Source organism: Streptomyces sp. NPDC005648 (assembly GCF_040605395.1).
Classification (GTDB): Bacteria; Actinomycetota; Actinomycetes; order Streptomycetales; family Streptomycetaceae; genus Streptomyces.
This window is the reverse complement of record NZ_JBEXCS010000060.1, coordinates 1-16920: the sequence shown is the minus strand read 5'-3', so window position 1 is coordinate 16920 and position 16920 is coordinate 1. Positions and strand designations below refer to the sequence as shown.

General features: G+C 72.2%; 19 protein-coding genes. 12 read left to right on the top strand and 7 right to left on the bottom strand.

Translation table 11 applies throughout. The features are described from left to right. Positions 1-37: 37 nt before the first annotated feature. Positions 38-1078, bottom strand: coding sequence for a PHP domain-containing protein (locus tag ABZT17_RS29340; RefSeq protein WP_356353094.1), 1041 nt, complete (start codon positions 1076-1078; stop codon positions 38-40). A 151-nt stretch (positions 1079-1229) separates the two neighbouring features. Here ABZT17_RS29340 and ABZT17_RS29335 point away from each other — a divergent pair, with 151 nt between their 5' ends. Beyond that, on the top strand, positions 1230-1466 hold the full coding sequence (locus ABZT17_RS29335) for a hypothetical protein (RefSeq protein WP_356353027.1): 237 nt from the start codon (positions 1230-1232) through the stop codon (positions 1464-1466). A gap of 13 nt (positions 1467-1479) precedes the next feature. Here the strand turns inward: ABZT17_RS29335 and ABZT17_RS29330 are convergent, their stop codons facing one another. Beyond that, entirely contained in the window at positions 1480-1965 is a 486-nt protein-coding gene (locus tag ABZT17_RS29330; protein ID WP_356353092.1) for a VanZ family protein, read from the bottom strand. A 418-nt stretch (positions 1966-2383) separates the two neighbouring features. On the opposite strand from ABZT17_RS29330, the gene ABZT17_RS29325 reads away from it, so the two are divergent. The 6 genes from ABZT17_RS29325 to ABZT17_RS29300 are packed head-to-tail and all read left to right on the top strand — an operon-like array spanning position 2384 to position 6121. Continuing rightward, complete coding sequence (locus tag ABZT17_RS29325; RefSeq protein ID WP_356353025.1) at positions 2384-2566, top strand: hypothetical protein; 183 nt, start codon at positions 2384-2386, stop codon at positions 2564-2566. Further along, positions 2563-3015, top strand: a complete 453-nt coding sequence (locus ABZT17_RS29320) for an MrpF/PhaF family protein (protein ID WP_356353023.1) — start codon at positions 2563-2565, stop codon at positions 3013-3015. Before ABZT17_RS29325 ends, ABZT17_RS29320 begins: the two co-directional genes overlap by 4 nt. After that, positions 3008-3268, top strand: a complete 261-nt coding sequence (locus tag ABZT17_RS29315) for a hydrogenase subunit MbhD domain-containing protein (protein ID WP_356353021.1) — start codon at positions 3008-3010, stop codon at positions 3266-3268. Before ABZT17_RS29320 ends, ABZT17_RS29315 begins: the two co-directional genes overlap by 8 nt. After that, positions 3265-4005, top strand: coding sequence for a hydrogen gas-evolving membrane-bound hydrogenase subunit E (mbhE, locus tag ABZT17_RS29310; protein ID WP_356353019.1), 741 nt, complete (start codon positions 3265-3267; stop codon positions 4003-4005). The genes ABZT17_RS29315 and mbhE overlap by 4 nt, the downstream gene beginning before the upstream one ends. Continuing rightward, complete coding sequence (locus tag ABZT17_RS29305; protein ID WP_356353017.1) at positions 4002-4361, top strand: cation:proton antiporter subunit C; 360 nt, start codon at positions 4002-4004, stop codon at positions 4359-4361. The genes mbhE and ABZT17_RS29305 overlap by 4 nt, the downstream gene beginning before the upstream one ends. Continuing rightward, complete coding sequence (locus ABZT17_RS29300) at positions 4361-6121, top strand: complex I subunit 5 family protein (protein WP_356353015.1); 1761 nt, start codon at positions 4361-4363, stop codon at positions 6119-6121. The genes ABZT17_RS29305 and ABZT17_RS29300 overlap by 1 nt, the downstream gene beginning before the upstream one ends. Here the strand turns inward: ABZT17_RS29300 and ABZT17_RS29295 are convergent, their stop codons facing one another. Then, entirely contained in the window at positions 6122-6784 is a 663-nt protein-coding gene (locus ABZT17_RS29295; RefSeq protein ID WP_356353013.1) for a DUF4230 domain-containing protein, read from the bottom strand. 145 nt (positions 6785-6929) lie between these two features. Between ABZT17_RS29295 and ABZT17_RS29290 the strand changes: the two genes are divergently transcribed. Beyond that, on the top strand, positions 6930-8120 hold the full coding sequence (locus tag ABZT17_RS29290; protein ID WP_356353011.1) for a cytochrome P450: 1191 nt from the start codon (positions 6930-6932) through the stop codon (positions 8118-8120). A gap of 30 nt (positions 8121-8150) precedes the next feature. On the opposite strand, the gene otr(A) is transcribed toward ABZT17_RS29290, so the two are convergent. After that, positions 8151-10013, bottom strand: coding sequence for a tetracycline resistance ribosomal protection protein Otr(A) (otr(A), locus tag ABZT17_RS29285; protein ID WP_356353009.1), 1863 nt, complete (start codon positions 10011-10013; stop codon positions 8151-8153). Between the two features lie 190 nt (positions 10014-10203). On the opposite strand from otr(A), the gene ABZT17_RS29280 reads away from it, so the two are divergent. Further along, entirely contained in the window at positions 10204-11157 is a 954-nt protein-coding gene (locus ABZT17_RS29280) for a ribose-phosphate pyrophosphokinase (protein ID WP_356353007.1), read from the top strand. A 44-nt stretch (positions 11158-11201) separates the two neighbouring features. Here ABZT17_RS29280 and ABZT17_RS29275 read toward each other — a convergent pair whose 3' ends face one another. Together ABZT17_RS29275 and ABZT17_RS29270 are read right to left on the bottom strand one after the other, a co-directional pair. Beyond that, positions 11202-11582 carry an anti-sigma factor antagonist gene (locus ABZT17_RS29275; protein ID WP_356353005.1) on the bottom strand — a complete coding sequence of 127 codons (381 nt, stop codon included), beginning with the start codon at positions 11580-11582 and terminating at the stop codon, positions 11202-11204. A gap of 139 nt (positions 11583-11721) precedes the next feature. After that, positions 11722-12159 (bottom strand): MarR family transcriptional regulator, encoded by a 438-nt coding sequence (locus tag ABZT17_RS29270; RefSeq protein WP_356353003.1) that lies wholly within the window; start codon positions 12157-12159, stop codon positions 11722-11724. 103 nt (positions 12160-12262) lie between these two features. Between ABZT17_RS29270 and ABZT17_RS29265 the strand changes: the two genes are divergently transcribed. Beyond that, positions 12263-13717 (top strand): aldehyde dehydrogenase family protein, encoded by a 1455-nt coding sequence (locus ABZT17_RS29265; protein WP_356353001.1) that lies wholly within the window; start codon positions 12263-12265, stop codon positions 13715-13717. 48 nt (positions 13718-13765) lie between these two features. Further along, positions 13766-14872 carry an NAD(P)-dependent alcohol dehydrogenase gene (locus tag ABZT17_RS29260; RefSeq protein ID WP_356352999.1) on the top strand — a complete coding sequence of 369 codons (1107 nt, stop codon included), beginning with the start codon at positions 13766-13768 and terminating at the stop codon, positions 14870-14872. 1 nt (position 14873) lies between these two features. Here the strand turns inward: ABZT17_RS29260 and ABZT17_RS29255 are convergent, their stop codons facing one another. Continuing rightward, positions 14874-15824 (bottom strand): NADP-dependent oxidoreductase, encoded by a 951-nt coding sequence (locus ABZT17_RS29255; protein WP_356352997.1) that lies wholly within the window; start codon positions 15822-15824, stop codon positions 14874-14876. 71 nt (positions 15825-15895) lie between these two features. Between ABZT17_RS29255 and ABZT17_RS29250 the strand changes: the two genes are divergently transcribed. Continuing rightward, positions 15896-16855, top strand: coding sequence for a helix-turn-helix domain-containing protein (locus tag ABZT17_RS29250; protein WP_356352995.1), 960 nt, complete (start codon positions 15896-15898; stop codon positions 16853-16855). The last annotated feature ends 65 nt before the right edge of the window (positions 16856-16920 follow it).

Sequence of the window (16920 nt, the reverse complement as noted above, 5' to 3'; positions counted from 1 at the left end):
GCGCTCTCCCTTGCTCTCTCGCCGCCCGGGTACCACGTCAGGGATCCGCCACTCCCGCCGGAGTGCGCCGCTCGCGGGTCCAGGCCAGCAGGTCGTCCAGGGGCCAGGAGTTCACCACCCGCTCGGCCGGCACCCCGCACTCCTCCGCCCGCGCACAGCCCAGGATCTGCCAGTCCAGCTGCCCGGGCGCGTGCGCGTCGGTGTCGACCGAGAACAGCACACCCGCCCGCACCGCCCGGCGCAGCAGCCCGCGCGGCGGATCGAGCCGCTCGGGCCGGCTGTTGATCTCCAGCGCGGTACCCGTCTCGGCGCACGCGGCGAACACCTCGTCGGCGTCGAACTCAGACTCGGGCCGCCCCCGCCCGGTCACCAGCCGCCCGGTGCAGTGCCCGAGCACATCGGAGTGCGGATCGCGTACCGCGGCCACCATGCGGCGGGTCATCGCGCGGGCGTCCATGCGCAGCTTGGAGTGCACCGACACCACGACCAGGTCCAGCCGCTCAAGCAGCTCCGGCTCCTGGTCGAGCGCGCCGTCGTCGAGGATGTCGCACTCGATGCCGGTCAGCAGCCGGAACGGCGCCCAGGTGCGGTTCAGCTCCGCCACCACGTCCAGCTGCTCCCGCAGCCGCTCGGCGGACAGACCGCGCGCCACCGTCAGCCGGGGGGAGTGGTCGGTCAGCACCGCCCACTCGTGCCCGAGCGCCGCCGCGGCCCGGCCCATCTCGTCGATGGGGCTGCCGCCGTCCGACCAGTCGGAGTGCAGATGACAGTCGCCGCGCAGCAGCGCCCGCAGCTTCGTACCGCCCCGGTCGCCGTCCGGCGCCGCGGCCTCGCCCTCCAGCTTGCGCAGATAGCCCGGCACCTCTCCGGCCAGCGCCTCCAGGACGACCTGGGCCGTCTTCGGGCCGACCCCCTTGAGCGACTCCAGCGTCCCTGCGGCCGCCCGCTCCCGCACCTCGTCCTCGGGCAGGGCGGACAGCACACGGGACGCCGTACGGAAGGCGCGCACGCGGTATGTCGGCGCCAGGGACCGCTCCAGCAGGAACGCGATCCGGTCCAGTGCCTCGACGGGATCCATGGTGACCTCCACGTCCAGGGTTCCCCAGCCCGCGCGGGTCCGCACGGTGTGTCCGCCGGCCATCCGGGCACGGCGAGGCGGCGCTGCGCGCCCTGCCGTCCGGGTGAACCGCCCGAGCCACCCGGACCGAATGCGTCCTACGCTCTATTGCATGACCGAACAAGCAGCTCCCTACATCGCCCACCCGCGGATCATGGTGCTCGGAGTGCAGCCGGGCACGCCGCCGTTCCGGATCGTGGAGATCGACGGCGAAGTGGTCGGCGAGGCCAAGGCGGTCACCGACGTCCTGGAGGCCGCCGCCGCGTTCGGCATCACCGTCCACGACCTGGACGACCCGGACACGGTGCGCTGGGTGGGCGGCGACAAGTTCACCTGGAAGCTGCGCTAGGGCGTGTTGCGCCCTAGCCCCCCGTCGTCCTCCTCGTGGTCCTGGGCCGCACGCGTTCCTTCGCGTGTACCGCCCGGTACAGCCGGCGCCCCACCAGCACATAGCCGATCAGCGCGCCCGTGGTGTTGAGGATGACGTCGTCGATGTCGAAGGCGCGTCCCTCGACCAGCGCCCCCTGGGCGAACTCCACCATCAGCATCACCACGGCGGTCAGCAGCAGCACCCGCAGCAGCCCGCGCGCCCGCGGCGCGAGGACGGGCACCAGGACGCCGAACGGGATGCCGAGGACCACGTTCCCGCCGATCTGCTTCACGGCGTCCCGCAGACCCGGCTGATCCAGGTAGGCGCGCAGGGTGGTGCCCGGATGCAGATTGGTGTGCGCCATCGACACCGACGCGGGGGAGGGCTCCAGGGTCAGTTTCGCCAGCACCACGGCGAACGCCACCATGAACCCGAAGGCGCACAGCATCGCCAGCAGCCGGAGCGGCAGGGGCAGCACATGCCGCTCACGAGGGGCCGGCCGCGAGCCGCGCCCGGCCTTTTTGGCCTCCGCGCCCTTCCCGGACCCGGCGTTCCTCCAGGCCTTCGCGGTCACCCAGCGCTTCTTCTCGTTCTTCTGGACCTTCTCGACCTTCTCGACCTTCTCGTTCTTCCGGCTCTTCTCGCTCTTCCCGTTCGCCGCGGGTTTCCCCGTCTTGCCCGTTTTCTCGGTCTTGGTCGTACGCAGGCGAAACGCTGAGCGCGGTCGCACGGCTGCACGGGCCATCCCGGTCCTCCAGTCTTCAACTTCCCTGCGTTGTAGGGCGGTTACCCGCTCAGCCGCCGAGGATGCCGCCGCGGTGCCGTTCCGGCCGCAGCGGCACCGCCGTTTCCCTTCCCGCTGCCTGGGCACTCCGGGCGGTGAGAGGAGGTGGCCCGTGAACCGGCGTACGGCACTCCTCGCCACGGCCGAGGTGCTGGCCTGGTGGGTCGGGCTGGCCCTGCTGTGGCTGGTCCTCATCAGCACCGTCGACACCCTGGAGCGCGTGGTCGGCACGGCCGCCGCCGGTGCGGGCGCCCTCGCCGCGGCGGCCGCGCGACGGGCGGTGACCGGCCGGTGAACGGCTGGACGGCGGCCGCGACCGTCCTGCTGGGCGGCGGGCTGGGCACCGCCCTGTGGGGTGTGACCACCGGTCCGCTGCGGCGCCGGGTGGTCGCCCAGAACCTGTCCACCGCTCTCGCCTGCCCCGGTCTGCTGCTCCTCTCCCAGGCCTACGGTCGCCCGTCCTACGTCGACCTCGGCCTCGTTCTCGCCCTGCTCGGCCCGGTCGGCACCCTGGTCTTCGCCCGGCTGCTCGCCGACGAACTCGCCGAGGACCCGCCGCGCGCCCGGGGGGCGACCTGGACGGTCGCCGGCCTCGGCGCCGTCGCCGTGATCGCGCTGTGCGTGGCCACCGGGCCGAGCCGCGCCATGGTCAAGCTCCTGGTGATCGGGGCGCTGCTGATCAGCGGAAACCTTCTCGCCTCGCGCGCCCTGTCCGGCGGATTCGGGGGAGGGTCCCATGGCTGACGTGTCGATCGTCGTCGCGCTGCTGCTGGTCGCGGCCGCGGCGACCATGGCGGTCGCGACCCGCGACCCCGTGCGCCAGGCCCTCGTCCTGGCCGTCCTGGGCGTCGTCCTCGCCGTCCTGTTCACCGTGTTGCAGGCCCCCGACGTCGGCCTGTCCCAGCTGGCCGTCGGCTCCGCGCTGACCCCGCTGCTGCTCATGCTCGCCGTCCGCAAGGTCAGACGGCGCGGCCAGGGCAAGGAGCGCGAACGATGACCCGGCGCCTGCGGACGTGGCTCCTGCTGGTGGCGGGCGCCGGCCTCGCCGCCCTCCTCACCGCCGCGTGCCTGAAGCTGCCGCACTTCGGCGGCGACCGGCACCCGTACGGAGACCGGGCGGTCCGCGCCTCCCTGGCCCGGCACACCGCCAACACCGTCTCCTCGGTCAACTTCGACCAGCGCGCCTTCGACACCCTCGGCGAGATGACCATCCTGTTCGCCGCCGTCCTCGGCTGTGTGGTCCTGCTGCGCCAGACCCGCGACGAGCACCGCGCGCGCCCCGAACCCGCCGAGGTCGCCCGCCCGGTCCGCCGCTACGCCCTCGTCGTCCTCCCCGTCGCCCTGCTCAGCGGCCTCTACATCGTCGCCCACGGCCAGCTCAGCCCGGGTGGCGGCTTCCAGGGCGGTGTCGTCGCCGCGACCGCCCTGCACCTGCTCTACCTGGGCGCCGACTACCGCGCCCTGGAACGCGTGCGACCGATCGGCGCCTACGAGGTCGGCGACGCCCTGGCCGCCTCCGCCTACCTCGTCACCGGCCTCGCCGGACTCATCGGCGCCACCGCCTTCCTCGCCAACACACTCCTGCCGTACGGCACCTTCAACACCCTCTCCTCCGGCGGCACCGTCCCCCTGCTGAACGCGGCCATCGGCATGGAGGTCGCCTGCGCGGTCGTCGTACTGCTCGCCCGCTTCCTGGACCAGGCCGTCGAGATCGAGGAGAAGAGCGGGACATGAACCACGTGCTGAACGTGCTGCCCTACCTGGTGGCCGCCTGGGTCTTCCTGGTCGGCTGCTACGGCCTCGCCACCAGCCGCAACCTGATCCACGCCGTCGGCTGCCTCTCGGTCTGCCAGGCCGGCACCTACGTCCTGCTGCTCGCCGTCGGCTACCGCGACGGCGCCACCGCACCGGTGTTCTCCGACGTCAAGCCGGGGTCCCGGCCGGTCGTCGACCCGGTCGTGCAGGCGCTCACCCTCACCGACGTCGTCGTGGGCGCCACCGTCACGGCGCTGCTCCTCGCCCTGGTCATGCAGATCTCCAAGCGCCACGGCACCGTCGACCCCGACGAACTCTCCGAGCTGCGCGGCTGATGAACGACCTGCTGCCGCTCCTCGTCGCCGTCCCCCTCCTCGGGGCCGCCCTCCTGGTCGCCTGCGGCCGCCGGCTGCCCCGGGTCGCGGCCGAGTCCGCCGGCTGCGCCGTCTCCGCCGCCACGGCCGGCCTCGCGATCGCGCTGCTGCTGAACTCCTCGCCGCCGATGACCGAGTGGGTGGGCGGCTGGACACCCAGGAACGGCAGGAGCGTCGGCATCGTCCTGGTCGGCGACGGACCGGGCCTCGGCATGGCGGCGCTCGCCTCGCTGCTGACGCTGGCGGCGCTGACGTACTCCTGGCACTACTTCGACGAGCCGCCGCGCCGGCACGCGGGCTCCTTCCCGGCGCTGCTGCTGCTCTTCCAGGGCGGTATGTGCGGCTTCGCGATCGCGGGCGACCTGTTCAACATGTTCGTCTGGTTCGAGCTGATGAGCGTCACCGCCTACGCCCTGACCGGCACCCGCGTCGAGGAGGCCAAGGCCGTGCAGGGCGCCCTGACCTTCGCCGTCGTCAACTCGCTGGGCGCGTACGCCATGCTGATGGGCATCGGACTGCTGTACGCGCGCACCGGCGAGCTGGCCCTGACCCAGATCGGCCGGGGCCTCGACGCGCACGGCGGACCCGACGCGCTGACCCTCGCCGGCTTCGTCCTCGTCCTGACCGCCCTGCTGGTCAAGGCGGCCGCGGTGCCCTTCCACCTCTGGCTGCCCGACGCCCACGCCGTCGCCCCCACGCCGGTGTGCATGCTGCTGTCCGGCGTCATGGTCGAACTCGGCGCGTACGGCGTCTGGCGGGTCTACGGCACCGTCTTCGCCGGACCCGGCGGTGTGCCCGCCCCGGACTTCGAGCGGGCGCTGGTGGTGCTCGGCGTGCTGACGGCCGTCATCGGCGCTCTCATGTGCTGGTACCAGCGGCACATCAAACGGCTGCTCGCCTGCTCCACGGTCGCCCACACGGGGCTGTTCCTCATCGGTCTCGGTGTGCTCAAGCCGGAGGCCGACGACGGGATCGCGCTGTACATCCTCGGACACGCCGGAGTGAAGGCCGCCCTCTTCGCCTGCACCGGGATCCTCCTGGACCGCTACGGCAGCGTCGACGAGCACGCCCTGCACGGCAGAGCCCGGAAACTGCGGCCCGTCGCCGTCATGTACGTGGTCGGGGCACTCGCACTCGCCGGGCTGCCCCCGTTCGGCACCTCGCTGGGAAAGGCCGTCACCGAGGAGGCCGTCGGTGTTCCGCTCGCCGTGCTGTACGTCGTCGCCGGAGCGGTGACCGGGGCAGCCGTGCTGCGGGTCGCCGCGCGTGTCTTCCTCGGGCTCGGCCCCAAGCCCCCCGACCACGCCGGGTACGAGACCACCGGCTCCGGCCAGCAGCCCGAGACCGGACACCGGATCAGCCGGGTTCCGGACACCATGACGGTGGTGCCCGCCGTGCTGCTCGTCGCCGCCCTCGCCGTCGGGGTGGTCCCGGGCTTCGCCGACGCGGTCGCGCGCTCCGTCGGCGAAGCGGCCTCGGCCGGTGTGACCGGCTCCGTGGGGTGGACCCCGGCCGGCGTGCTGCTGGGGCTCCTCTCCACGGTCCTCGCCGTCGGCCTGGCCGCGCTCGCCGTCACCCGGCCGGGGCTGCTCGCCGCCCCGGACCGGGCGCTGCCGCTGCGGCGCCTGCAGTCCGGGCACGTCGGGGACTATGTGGCCTGGCTGCTGGTCGGCGCCGTGTTGTTCGGGGCGCTCGCTCTGCCGGGGGTCCTGGGCAGCTGATCAGCCGCCGTAGGTGACCTGCACCTCCTTGAAGCCGAGGGAGTGCAGCAGGCCTTCGAGCATGTCGGTGGTGTTGGTCTCGGCCCGCTTGGTCAGCCCGCTGTCCTTGGCCGCCTCGCCGATGTGCTTCACGGCGAGCTTCTGCACGGCCTGCTCGTTGTTCGGGTTGTCGGAGAAGAAGTCGCCGAGGCGGTCGAGCAGACCGCGCTGCTTGGAGACCGCGTAGGAGCGGTCCGGGTCGAGGGCCGGCTTGCCGAGGGCCGCGTGCGGCAGCCGGAGCGTGGCGGACGTGCGGTCGCCGTTGACCGTCACATCGTCCTCGCCGACCTTGCCCAGGTCGACGTAGGCGTCCACGGTGCCCGCCCCCACGTACAGGACACGGGAGCCGCGGATCGCGTCGGGCAGGTACTTGGTGTCCTTCTCCAGGTCCACGACGACCTGGAAGTTGCCGGAGGCGGCGTCGTAACGGCTCATGTCCTGGATGGACTGGAGCAGTGCGGGGCCCGAGCGGTCGTGCGTCTGGGTGCCCAACAGGTCCTTCAGGCCCGGCAGCACGCTCAGCCGGATCCCGGCGAAGAACACCACGAGCACCAGCACGACGGCGCTCACCGCCTTGGCCCAGCCTGGCATGCGCCTGGACGCGCGCCTGAGGGGAGTCGTCATGGCGAGGGTCCTCCTTTCCATCCCTTACCCATGCCCGCCAAACTCCTTTACAGACCGCCGCGTTGGCCGATTGATGCCTCTGCCGGCGAGGGCGGGGCGCACTAGCGTGGGAGAACCGTCCGTACCGGCACGCCAGGAGCCCCGGATGAGTACTGACAGCACGTCCCCCGCCCGCTGCCCCATGCACCGCCTCGACCTCCCGCAGCCGGGCCCGCCCCGGCCCGCCGTCCTCGCCACCGGCACCCCGGTCTGGCTCGTGACCAGGTACGCCGAGGTGCGTCAGGTGCTCATGGACCCCCGCTTCGACCGCGGCTCCCTGCACGCGCCGGACGCCCCGCCGCTGTTCGTCGTACCGAACCTGCTGGACGACCCGAACGGGATGGTCAACCTGGACGGCGAGCCGCATCAACGGCTGCGCTCCACCGTGCAGCGGGCCTTCACCCCGCGCGCGATCTCCCGCTGGCGGCCCTGGGTGGCCTCGGTCGTCGACACGCTCCTCGACGACTTCGCCGGGCAGGAGCGACCCGCGGACATCATCGAGGGGTTCACCCGCCCGCTGCCCGTCTCGGTGATCTGCCGGCTGATGGGCCTGGACGACCTGGACCGCGAACGCATCCGCCACTGGGCCGACCACGCCCTGTCGGGCGGCGCGCACACCCGTGAGGAGGTCGTCGCCGCCATGGGTGAGTTCGGGGCGTTCGGCGCCGAGCTGATCGCCGAGCGGCGCAAGAATCCCGGAGACGACCTGGTCAGCGGTCTGGTGGCGGCCGCCGACGGGCTCGACATCGATGAGCGGCAGCTGGTGCGGCTGGCGATCGGGCTGGTCGTGGCCGGGCACGAGACGACCATGACGGCCCTCGGCAACCTCGTCGTCTACCTCCTCACCGACGCACGGGACGCCTGGTCCCCACTCGCGACCGACGAGGAGACGGCCGCCGGAGCCGCCGAACAGCTCTTGCGTGCCGTTCCGCTCAGCGAGGGCCGGGTGCTGCCCGGCCTGATCCGCCGGGCCGTCGAGGACACCGAGGTCGGTGGGGTGACCATCCCGGCCGGCAGCGTGGTCGCCGCGCAGACCGGCTCCGCCAGCCGTGATCCCGCCGTCTTCCCGCCCGGACCGCCGGACCCCTTCGCCCCGCTGACCTCACCGACCGTGATCTTCGGCGCCGGACCCCACCACTGCCTCGGCGCCTGGCTCGCCCGCCTCGAACTCGGCCTGGCCCTGCACCGCCTCGCCGCCCGTTTCCCCGGCCTGCGGGCCGAGTTCACACCCGAGACGATCGAATGGCGGGAGGGCCAGATGACACGAAGCCCGAAGCGGCTGCCGGTGTCCTGGTGAACGCCCGTCGGTGAGTGAGGTGAACAGCCGCTAGTGAGGCCGCAGTTCACGGTCGCCCGACGGCCGCGACCACCACACCCCCTCGCCGTGTGTGAGCCCGGGCAGCCGCAGTTCGACCTCGCGCACCCGGCGGGCGGGCAGCTCTCCGGTGACCAGCCAGCCGGTCGGCCCGCCCGTGGTGCCGGTGAACTCCGCGCCGAAGGACGCGAGTTGAGCCGTCACCGGGGTGAGCGAGTCGAGCGGGAGCTCCGTCTCGAAGGCGTGGTAGGGCTCGTAGAGCCTGGTTCTCGCCCGCTCCAGGGCTTGGCGCAGCACGACCGGTGTCAGCCCGCGGAAGTGGGCGGCGGTGCTCAGGACGGAGTCGAAGCCGGACCGGGTCAGCGTGACCCGGTAGTCCGTCACCGGCGCACCGGACAGCCCGCTCAGCATGCTCGTGTGCACGGTCTCCTCGACGGCCTGGTGGAAGGCGCGGGGCAGGGCGCCGAGTTCCGTCTCGTGGGTGAACACCCCACCGGAATCCCGCGGTCCGGGCTCGACGCGCAGTCCGATCGTCGCCCAGTAGCGGGTGCCGAGGTGCCACGGCATCTCCGCGCCGGCCTCGCCCGTCCCGCGCGGACGCTCCAGGAACCGCACCCGCCCCGGCTCGAAGTCCGCCTCGATGCCGAAGTCCTGTGCGAGCGTCGCCGCGAGCACCTCCATCTGGACCTCGCCGTACAGCAGCAGTGTCGTGGCGCCTCCGGCGGCGGGCCGGGCGTGGATCAGCGGATCCTGGTCGGCGAGGGTGAGCAGGGCCCTGCGCAGCGGCGCGGCCTGGCCCGGGCGGCGGGAGCGGACCAGTGTCTCCAGCGTCGGAGGGGCGAACTGCGCTGTGCGGTCCGTGAGTTCACCCAGCCGGTCGCCGACTCGGACCGCTCCGACGCCGGTGATCGCCGCGATGTTCCCGGCGGTGAGGGTGGCGTCCTGACCGATGACTTCGAGGCGGTTCGCCCGTCCGGCGACCTCGGTGGTCCGGCCGTCGGCCTCACGCCGCAGGAAGATCAGCCGCTGACGGGGCGTCACCTCACCGTCGTAGAGGCGCAGATACGCGGTCCGCTCGCCGCCCGGTCCGGGTCGTACGGCGAACACCGTGCCGCGCGGCTTGCCGCCGGCGGTGGCCGGGGCGGGCGGGATCAGCCGGACCAGGCTGTCGACGAGCGCGGTGACACCCTGGCCGCCGAGGGCCGAGCCGAAGTGGACGGGGTGGAACGAGCCGTCGGCGGTGCGCTCGGCCAGCGCCTTGCGCAGGTCGTCCGGTGTGGGCTCGGGGCCGTCCACCAGGGCCGCGAGGATGTCCGGGTCGACCTCGGCGAGCGCCTCCGCCAGCTGGGGGTCGCCGGCCGGGCGGGGTGTCACACGGGCCCCGGGCGTGCCGAGGGCGGTCACGTCCGACATCGGGGCGACGCACGGGGTCAGCCTGCTCCGGATGTCGGCGAGCAGGGACTCGGAGCGGGCACCCGCCCGGTCGACCTTGTTGACGAAGACCAGGGTGGGCAGACGCAGTCGCCGCAGCGTCCGCATCAGCACCCGTGTCTGCGCCTGTACGCCCTCCACGGCGGACAGCAGCAGCACCGCGCCGTCGAGGACCTCCAGGGCGCGCTCGACCTCGGCGATGAAGTCGGAGTGGCCGGGGGTGTCGATGAGGTTGACGCGGGTGCCGCCGACGGTGAAGGTGGCGACGGCCGAGCGGATGGTGATGCCGCGCTGCCGCTCGATCTCCCCGTCGTCCGTACGGGTGTCACCGGCGTCGACGCTGCCGAGCCGGTCGATCGCCCCGTGGTCGAAGAGCAGTCGCTCGGTGAGGCTGGTCTTACCGGCGTCGACGTGGGCGAGAATGCCGATGTTCAGGGTGTGCATGCGGGATCGAGTCCTCGGGAATCGCGGTCCGGAAGGGGCGCTGGGTGATTCCGAGGAGTCGGCGCATGAGGTCTCCTGAGGCGTGGGAACTCGGTCGTCGCCATCATGGCGCCGGAGCGGTCGCGGGGCGCAACCGAATTTCCGCGTCAGTAGCATGAAGCCCCGGCCATGATCATGCGAGGAGCGGATCGTGCGAGACATCTCCGTGTTCAGCGGCAGTGCCCATCCCGACCTGGCCGCCGAGGTCTGTGCCCATCTCGGTGTCCCGCTCAGCCCCACCCGGGTCAGCCGGTTCGCCAACGACTGCCTGGAGGTGCAGCTGGAGGCGAACTGCCGGGAACGGGACGTCTTCCTCATCCAGCCGCTGGTCCGGCCCGTCCAGGAGCACCTCGTCGAACTGCTGCTGATGTGCGACGCGGCGCGCGGGGCGTCGGCGGCGCGGATCGCCGTCGTCATGCCGCACTACTCCTACGCCCGCTCCGACAAGAAGGACGCGCCCCGCATCTCGCTCGGCGGGCGGCTCGTCGCCGATCTGATGGTGGCGGCGGGCGCGAGCCGTGTCCTCACCATGACCCTGCACTCGCCGCAGGTGCACGGCTTCTTCTCGGTGCCGGTCGACCATCTGCACGCCCGGCGTGAGCTCGCCGCGCACTTCCGGCGCTACGACCTCTCGCGCACCACCGTCGTCTCGCCGGACCTCGGCAACGCCAAGGAGGCGGCGGCGTTCGCCCGGATGATCGGCGCTCAGGTGGCGGCGGGCGCAAAACAGCGGTTCGCGGACGACCGGGTCTCCATCAGCTCGGTGATCGGCGAGGTCGCGGGCCGGGACGTCATCATCCTCGACGACGAGATCGCCAAGGGCAGCACGGTCCTCGAACTCCTCGAGCGGCTGCGGGAGCTGGGGCCGCGCTCGATCCGGGTGGCGTGCACCCACGGTCTGTTCGCGGACGGGGCGCTCAAGCGGATCGGCGAGCAGCCCGACGTCCTGGAGATCGTGTGCACCAACACCGTGCCCGTCCGGGAGGAGGAGCGCACCGAGAAACTGCGCGTCCTGTCCATCGCCCCGGCCCTCGCCGAGGCGGTACGGCGCATTCACAACGGTGAGTCCGTCAGCGCCCTGTTCGACGCGGCCCGAAGCGAATAGACACAGCGGTGGACAGGGGGCGGCGAGCGGTGCTCAGGCGACGGTCATAAGGAGCCGGACGTGGCCTCGGGCTGGCCCAGGGCCGCGTCCAGTGTCGGATGGGCGGGCAGCAGCCGGGTCAGCCCGGTCACCCGCATGATGCGCAGGGTGAGCGGATGGGTGCAGACGAGCCGCAGCTCACCGTCCTGGTCGAGAAGCCGGGCGCGGGCCCGGTAGAGCAGGCGCAGCCCGGAGCAGTCGAAGAAGTCGACCTGCCGGAGGTCGATCACCAGCCGGACGTCCGGGTGTGCCGTCACCCGGTCCAGATACGGGGCGATCTCCAAGGCCGCGGCGATGTCGATCTCGCCGCGGAACTCCAGCACCGTGTGCCCCCGGTCCTGCCGGACGCGCAGATGCCGGGTGAGCGGTGCCGGTTCCTGCTCCACTGCGACATCGCCTCCACCCTCTCCGACGCCCCCGGGTCCCGAGTGGGCGCACCACAGTGCCCCGCCCTGCAAGTTACCCTCGATAGAGTGAATTTGAGCATGTTCGATTGACATATGTCTTCGAATTGCGATGAAGCACTTACGACAGCGCGTGCCAGGCCTTCGTGAGCGACTGCCGGAACTGCTCGGTCTGGTGCGCCGTGAGATCCCGGACCATCCGCTCCTCCAGCTCCCGCACCGGCTCCGCGTGCCGCTGGAGCAGCTCGCGGCCCGCGTCGGTGAGCAGGATCAGCAGCTCCCGGCGGCTCTGCGGATTGCGTTCCCGTCGCACCAGTCCGCGCCCCTCCAGTGACCGTACGAGATCGGCGATGGACTGGGCGGTGACGAACGAGTCCCGGGCGAGCTGGGCGGCCGACAGTCCGTCGTGCCGCTCCAGCACGGTGAGGGCCGTGTACTGCAGCGCTGTGATCCCGGACGGCCTGACCAGCTCGTCCAGGTGGGAACGGACGACGAGCTCCACCTGTTTCACCATGTAGAGCAGGGAAGGAGGCGCCTTGGTCGCCTGGGTGTCCAGCATGAATCCAGCGTAGACCATTGACAGGAAACCTGTCTGTAATGAAACTGCGGACCAACAGGAATCCTGTTGGTTGAAATCTTGGCGAAGAGGCTGAGGAGCGGTGATGACCACCTTCGAGATCGAACCCGGACGGCTGTTCATCGGGGGGCAGTGGCGCGATGCCGCGGACGGAGCGCGCACCGAGGTGGTCGACCCGTCCCGGGGCGCGGTCGTCACCACCGTCGCGGAGGCGGGCGCCGCCGACGTGGACGCGGCCGTGCGCGCGGCACGGGAGGCCTTCGACGGCGGCGGCTGGTCCGGGCTGAGCGGCCGGGAGCGCGGCCGGATCCTCCAGCGCGTCGCCGACCTGATCCGGGAGAACGCGGACGACATCGCGCGTCTGGAGAGCCTGGACGTCGGCAAGCCCATCTCGCTGTGCCACGCCGTCGACGTGACCAACGCGGCCAACGACTACGAGCACTTCGCCGCCCTCGCCCACTCCCTGGACGGCTCCGTCCGCGACACCCCCATGAACGCCCTCGCGTACGTCAAGCGGGAGCCGCTCGGTGTCGTCGCCGCGATCACACCGTTCAACTTCCCGCTGATCCTCGCCGGTTCGAAGATCGGCCCGGCGCTCGCGGCCGGCAACACCGTGGTCCACAAGCCCGCCGACGAGACCCCGCTCAGCGCGCTCTACATGGCCCGTCTGTTCCAGAAGGCCGGCGTCCCCGACGGGGTGGTCAACGTGGTCACCGGCACCGGTCCGGTGACCGGCGAGGCACTTCTGCGCCACCGGGGCATCGACAAGGTCGCCTTCACCGGCTCCACCGCCATCGGCCGCCATGTGGCGAGCGTGGCGGGCGACGCCCTCAAGCCCGTCACCATGGAACTCGGCGGCAACGCGGCGCACATCGTCTTCGAGGACGCCGACCTGGAGAAGGCGGTCGGCGCGATCATCAAGGCGTTCGTCTTCAACACCGGCCAGTTCTGCATGGGCGGCCCGCGCCTGCTGGTCTCCCGCCCCGTGTACAGCACCCTCCTCGGCATCCTCGCCGACGCCGTGCCCGGCGTCCCGGTCGGCGACCCGCGCGACCCCGAGACCGTCGTCGGCCCGATGGCGGGGGAGAAGCACCTGAAGAAGGTCGAGGAGTACGTCGACCTCGCCCGCAAGGAAGGCGGCCGCATCGTGGCGGGCGGCGAGCGGCTCGACCTCGACGGCGGCTACTACTACAAGCCCACCGTCATCGCCGACCTCTCGAACGACTCCCGGGTCGTCCAGGAGGAGGTCTTCGGCCCCGTCCTCACCGTGCAGCCCTTCGACACCGAGGACGAGGCGATCGAGCTCGCCAACTCCACTCCCTACGGCCTGGCTTCGGGCATCCAGACCACCAACCTGGCCCGTGCCCACCGCATCGCCGACCGCCTCCAGGCGGGCATCGTCTGGATCAACGACTGGGCCATGCTCGACCCCGCGGTCCCCTTCGGCGGTGTCAAGGACTCCGGCTTCGGCCGCGAGTACGGCTCCGAGGCGCTCGCCGCCTACACCAAGGTCAAGTCCGTCGTCGTCTCGCTCGACTGACCTTCCGGCAGATCCTCAACGCGCCCAAGAACCAAGGGAGTTCGTACGATGTCCATCACCACCCGCGCCGCGGTCGTCGAGTCCGGCGGAGCGCCCTTCACCCTCGCCGAGGTCGAACTCGACGAGCCCGGAGCGCACGAGGCGGTGGTCCGCATGGTGGCGACCGGCCTGTGCCACACCGACCTCGGTGTCGCGAGCGGCGGCCTGCCCTTCCCGCTGCCCGGCGTGCTCGGCCACGAGGGCGCCGGCGTCGTCGAGGCGGTCGGCTCGGCCGTCACCGGCGTCGCGCCCGGCGACCATGTCGTGCTGTCCTTCACCTCGTGCGGCGAGTGCCGCAACTGCAACGGCGGTCACCCGGCCTACTGCGCCACCTGGCTCCCGCTGAACCTGATCGGCGGCCGGCGCGCCGACGGCAGCAGCACCATCAGCCGGGACGGCACCCCGCTCGGCGGCCACTTCTTCGGTCAGTCGTCGTTCGCCGAGCGGGCGCTGGTGGACGAGCGCAGCCTCGTCAAGGTCGACGCGGACGTGCCGCTGGAGTCGATCGCCCCGCTGGGCTGCGGTGTCCAGACCGGCGTCGGCGCCGTGTGGAACGTGCTGAAGCCGGTCGCGGGCAGCGCGATCGTCGTCCTCGGCGCCGGAGCCGTGGGGCTGTCCGCCGTGATGGCCGCCGCGCTGACCTCCGCCACGACCGTCGTCGCCGTCGACCGCGTCGCCGAACGCCTCTCCCTCGCCCGGGAGCTGGGCGCCACCCACACCGTGCACGCGGGGGAGGAGGACCTCGGTGAGGCCCTCGCCACGATCACCGGCGGCCAGGGCGCGGACGGCATCGTGGAGACCACGGGCAATGTCTCCGTGCTGCGCCAGGGCGTCGACGCGCTCGCCGCGCGCGGCACCCTGGTCGTCGTGGGAGCCCCGCCGTTCGGCACCGAAGTCGCCCTGGACGTCAACGGGTTGCTGGGCGGCAAGCAGGTCGTCGGCCTCACCCTGGGCGACGCCGAGACCCAGTCCTTCATCCCGTCCCTGGTCCGACTGGTGAAGGACGGGCGGCTCCCGCTGCACCGCCTGATCAGCACCTATCCGTTCGCGGACATCGACCAGGCGGTGCGGGACATGGGCGCGGGCAAGGCGATCAAGCCCGTGCTGACGTTCTGACTCAGTCGACCGTCAGGACCAGCTTCCCCGTGGTGCGGCCGGTGTCGCCGAGCCTGTGGGCCTCGGCGGCGTCGGCCAGCGGGAAGGTGCCGGCGATCGTGGCGCTCAGCTTCCCCGCCTCCACCAGCGCCGCGATCGCCTCCATCCCGGAACGTGAGGCGTCGACCAGCATCCGCAGCGCCCTGACTCCCAGCCGACCGGCCTCCTCCTCGAACTCCGGCCCGCCCACCGGCAGGATCGACACGACGATCCCGCCGGGCCGCAGCACCCGCAGCGAGCGCGTGGAGGTCTCGCCGCCGATCGTGTCCAGGACGACGTCCACGTCCTTCACGGCCTCAACGAAATCCGTCTCGCGGTAGTCGATCGTCTCGTCGACCCCGATCCCGCGCAGGAACTCGTGCTTGCCCGCGCTCGCCGTGCCGATCACATACGCGCCCCGCGCCCTGGCGATCTGCGCGGCCACATGCCCGACGCCCCCGGCCGCCGCGTGGATCAGCACCCGCTGCCCCGGCTGCACGTCGGCGTACTCGACCAGCGCCTGCCAGGCGGTCAGCGACACCAGCGGCAGCGCCCCCGCCCGGACATGGTCCACGGAGGCCGGCTTGTGCGCGAACCAGCGTGCCGGGCCGGTGACGTACTCCGCGTGCGAGCCGTGGCCGTACGGGTACGACAGCATGCCGAAGACCTCGTCGCCGGGGCGGAAGCGGGCGACACCCACCCCGACCGCCTCGACCACGCCGGAGACGTCCCAGCCCAGGACGAAGGGCGGCTCGCCCAGGAAGCCGCCGGTCGCGCGGTGCTTCCAGTCGGTCGGGTTGACGCCGGCCGCCCGCACCCGGACCAGCACCTCGTTCGTACGCGGCCGGGGCCGCTCCAACTCCACTACGCGCAGGACCTCGGGACCGCCGAGGACGTCCTGGCTGATGGCTCGCATCGTGTTCACATCGCTCATGGTGAACCAGCCTGCCGGGGTCCGCCGCTCCGGAAAATGGCACGATTGCCAACCTTCGATAGAATCATGCCATGCATGACGAGTGGCGGGTGGAACGGGTCGTCGTCCTGGCCCTGGACGGCGTGTACCCCTTCGAGCTGGGCATCCCCAGCCGGATCTTCGGCGCGGCCGACGGCCGGTACGAGGTGCTGACGTGCAGCGTCGACGGGCGACCGGTGCGCAGCTGCGCCGACTTCACCATCGGCGTGGAGCACGGGCCCGAGATCCTGGCCACGGCCGACACGGTGGTGGTCGCGTCCATGACGCCCTCGCACATTCCCGTGGAACTGCCCGTCGAGGTCGCGGCCGCGCTCGCCCAAATCCGCCCGGACGCCCGTGTCGTCTCCATCTGCACCGCCGCCTTCGTACTCGCCGCGGCCGGCCTCCTCGACGGCCGCAGGGCCACCACACACTGGCAGGTCACCGACGCGTTCCAGCGCCGCTATCCGCACGTCGACCTCGACCCCGACGTCCTCTTCGTCGACGACGGCCGGATCCTCACCTCGGCCGGCGCCGCCTCCGGTGTCGACGTCTGTCTGCACATCGTGCGCACCGACCACGGCAGCGAACTGGCGAACGCCGTGGCCCGGCGCTGTGTCGTCCCCCCGTTCCGGGACGGCGGCCAGGCCCAGTACATCGAGCAGCCGGTACCGGAGAGCGGCGCCGCGAGCACGGCCGCCACGCGCGCGTGGGCCCTGGAGCGCCTCGACGACCCCCTGACCCTGGCCGACCTCGCGGGACACGCCCGGATGAGCCTGCGCACCTTCGCCCGCCGCTTCAACGACGAGGTCGGCATGAGCCCCGGCCGCTGGCTGATCCAGCAGCGCGTCGCCCGCGCCCGGCATCTGCTGGAGGCCAGCGACCTCTCCGTCGACCAGATCGCCGGCCAGGTCGGCTTCGCCACGGGAGCCTCCCTGCGCCAGCACCTGCACGCGGCGATCGGCGTCTCACCGCAGGCCTACCGGCGCACCTTCCGGACGACGGTCCCCTAGGGCGTGTTGCGAAAGTCCCGTCGTCCGCCCGGAGGGCGGGCCGGGCGGCGTCTGGGCGTGCTCTC

What these genes read in the sequence shown, in the direction of transcription:
- mbhE (WP_356353019.1), top strand. Translation starts at nt 3,265, where the DNA reads ATGACCCGGCGCCTGCGGACGTGGCTCCTGCTGGTGGCGGGCGCCGGC.
- ABZT17_RS29340 (WP_356353094.1), bottom strand. Translation starts at nt 1,078, where the DNA reads ATGGATCCCGTCGAGGCACTGGACCGGATCGCGTTCCTGCTGGAGCGG.
- ABZT17_RS29295 (WP_356353013.1), bottom strand. Translation starts at nt 6,784, where the DNA reads ATGACGACTCCCCTCAGGCGCGCGTCCAGGCGCATGCCAGGCTGGGCC.
- ABZT17_RS29250 (WP_356352995.1), top strand. Translation starts at nt 15,896, where the DNA reads ATGCATGACGAGTGGCGGGTGGAACGGGTCGTCGTCCTGGCCCTGGAC.
- ABZT17_RS29300 (WP_356353015.1), top strand. Translation starts at nt 4,361, where the DNA reads ATGAACGACCTGCTGCCGCTCCTCGTCGCCGTCCCCCTCCTCGGGGCC.
- ABZT17_RS29270 (WP_356353003.1), bottom strand. Translation starts at nt 12,159, where the DNA reads ATGCTGGACACCCAGGCGACCAAGGCGCCTCCTTCCCTGCTCTACATG.
- ABZT17_RS29290 (WP_356353011.1), top strand. Translation starts at nt 6,930, where the DNA reads ATGAGTACTGACAGCACGTCCCCCGCCCGCTGCCCCATGCACCGCCTC.
- ABZT17_RS29255 (WP_356352997.1), bottom strand. Translation starts at nt 15,824, where the DNA reads ATGAGCGATGTGAACACGATGCGAGCCATCAGCCAGGACGTCCTCGGC.
- ABZT17_RS29260 (WP_356352999.1), top strand. Translation starts at nt 13,766, where the DNA reads ATGTCCATCACCACCCGCGCCGCGGTCGTCGAGTCCGGCGGAGCGCCC.
- ABZT17_RS29305 (WP_356353017.1), top strand. Translation starts at nt 4,002, where the DNA reads ATGAACCACGTGCTGAACGTGCTGCCCTACCTGGTGGCCGCCTGGGTC.
- ABZT17_RS29265 (WP_356353001.1), top strand. Translation starts at nt 12,263, where the DNA reads ATGACCACCTTCGAGATCGAACCCGGACGGCTGTTCATCGGGGGGCAG.
- ABZT17_RS29335 (WP_356353027.1), top strand. Translation starts at nt 1,230, where the DNA reads ATGACCGAACAAGCAGCTCCCTACATCGCCCACCCGCGGATCATGGTG.
- ABZT17_RS29315 (WP_356353021.1), top strand. Translation starts at nt 3,008, where the DNA reads ATGGCTGACGTGTCGATCGTCGTCGCGCTGCTGCTGGTCGCGGCCGCG.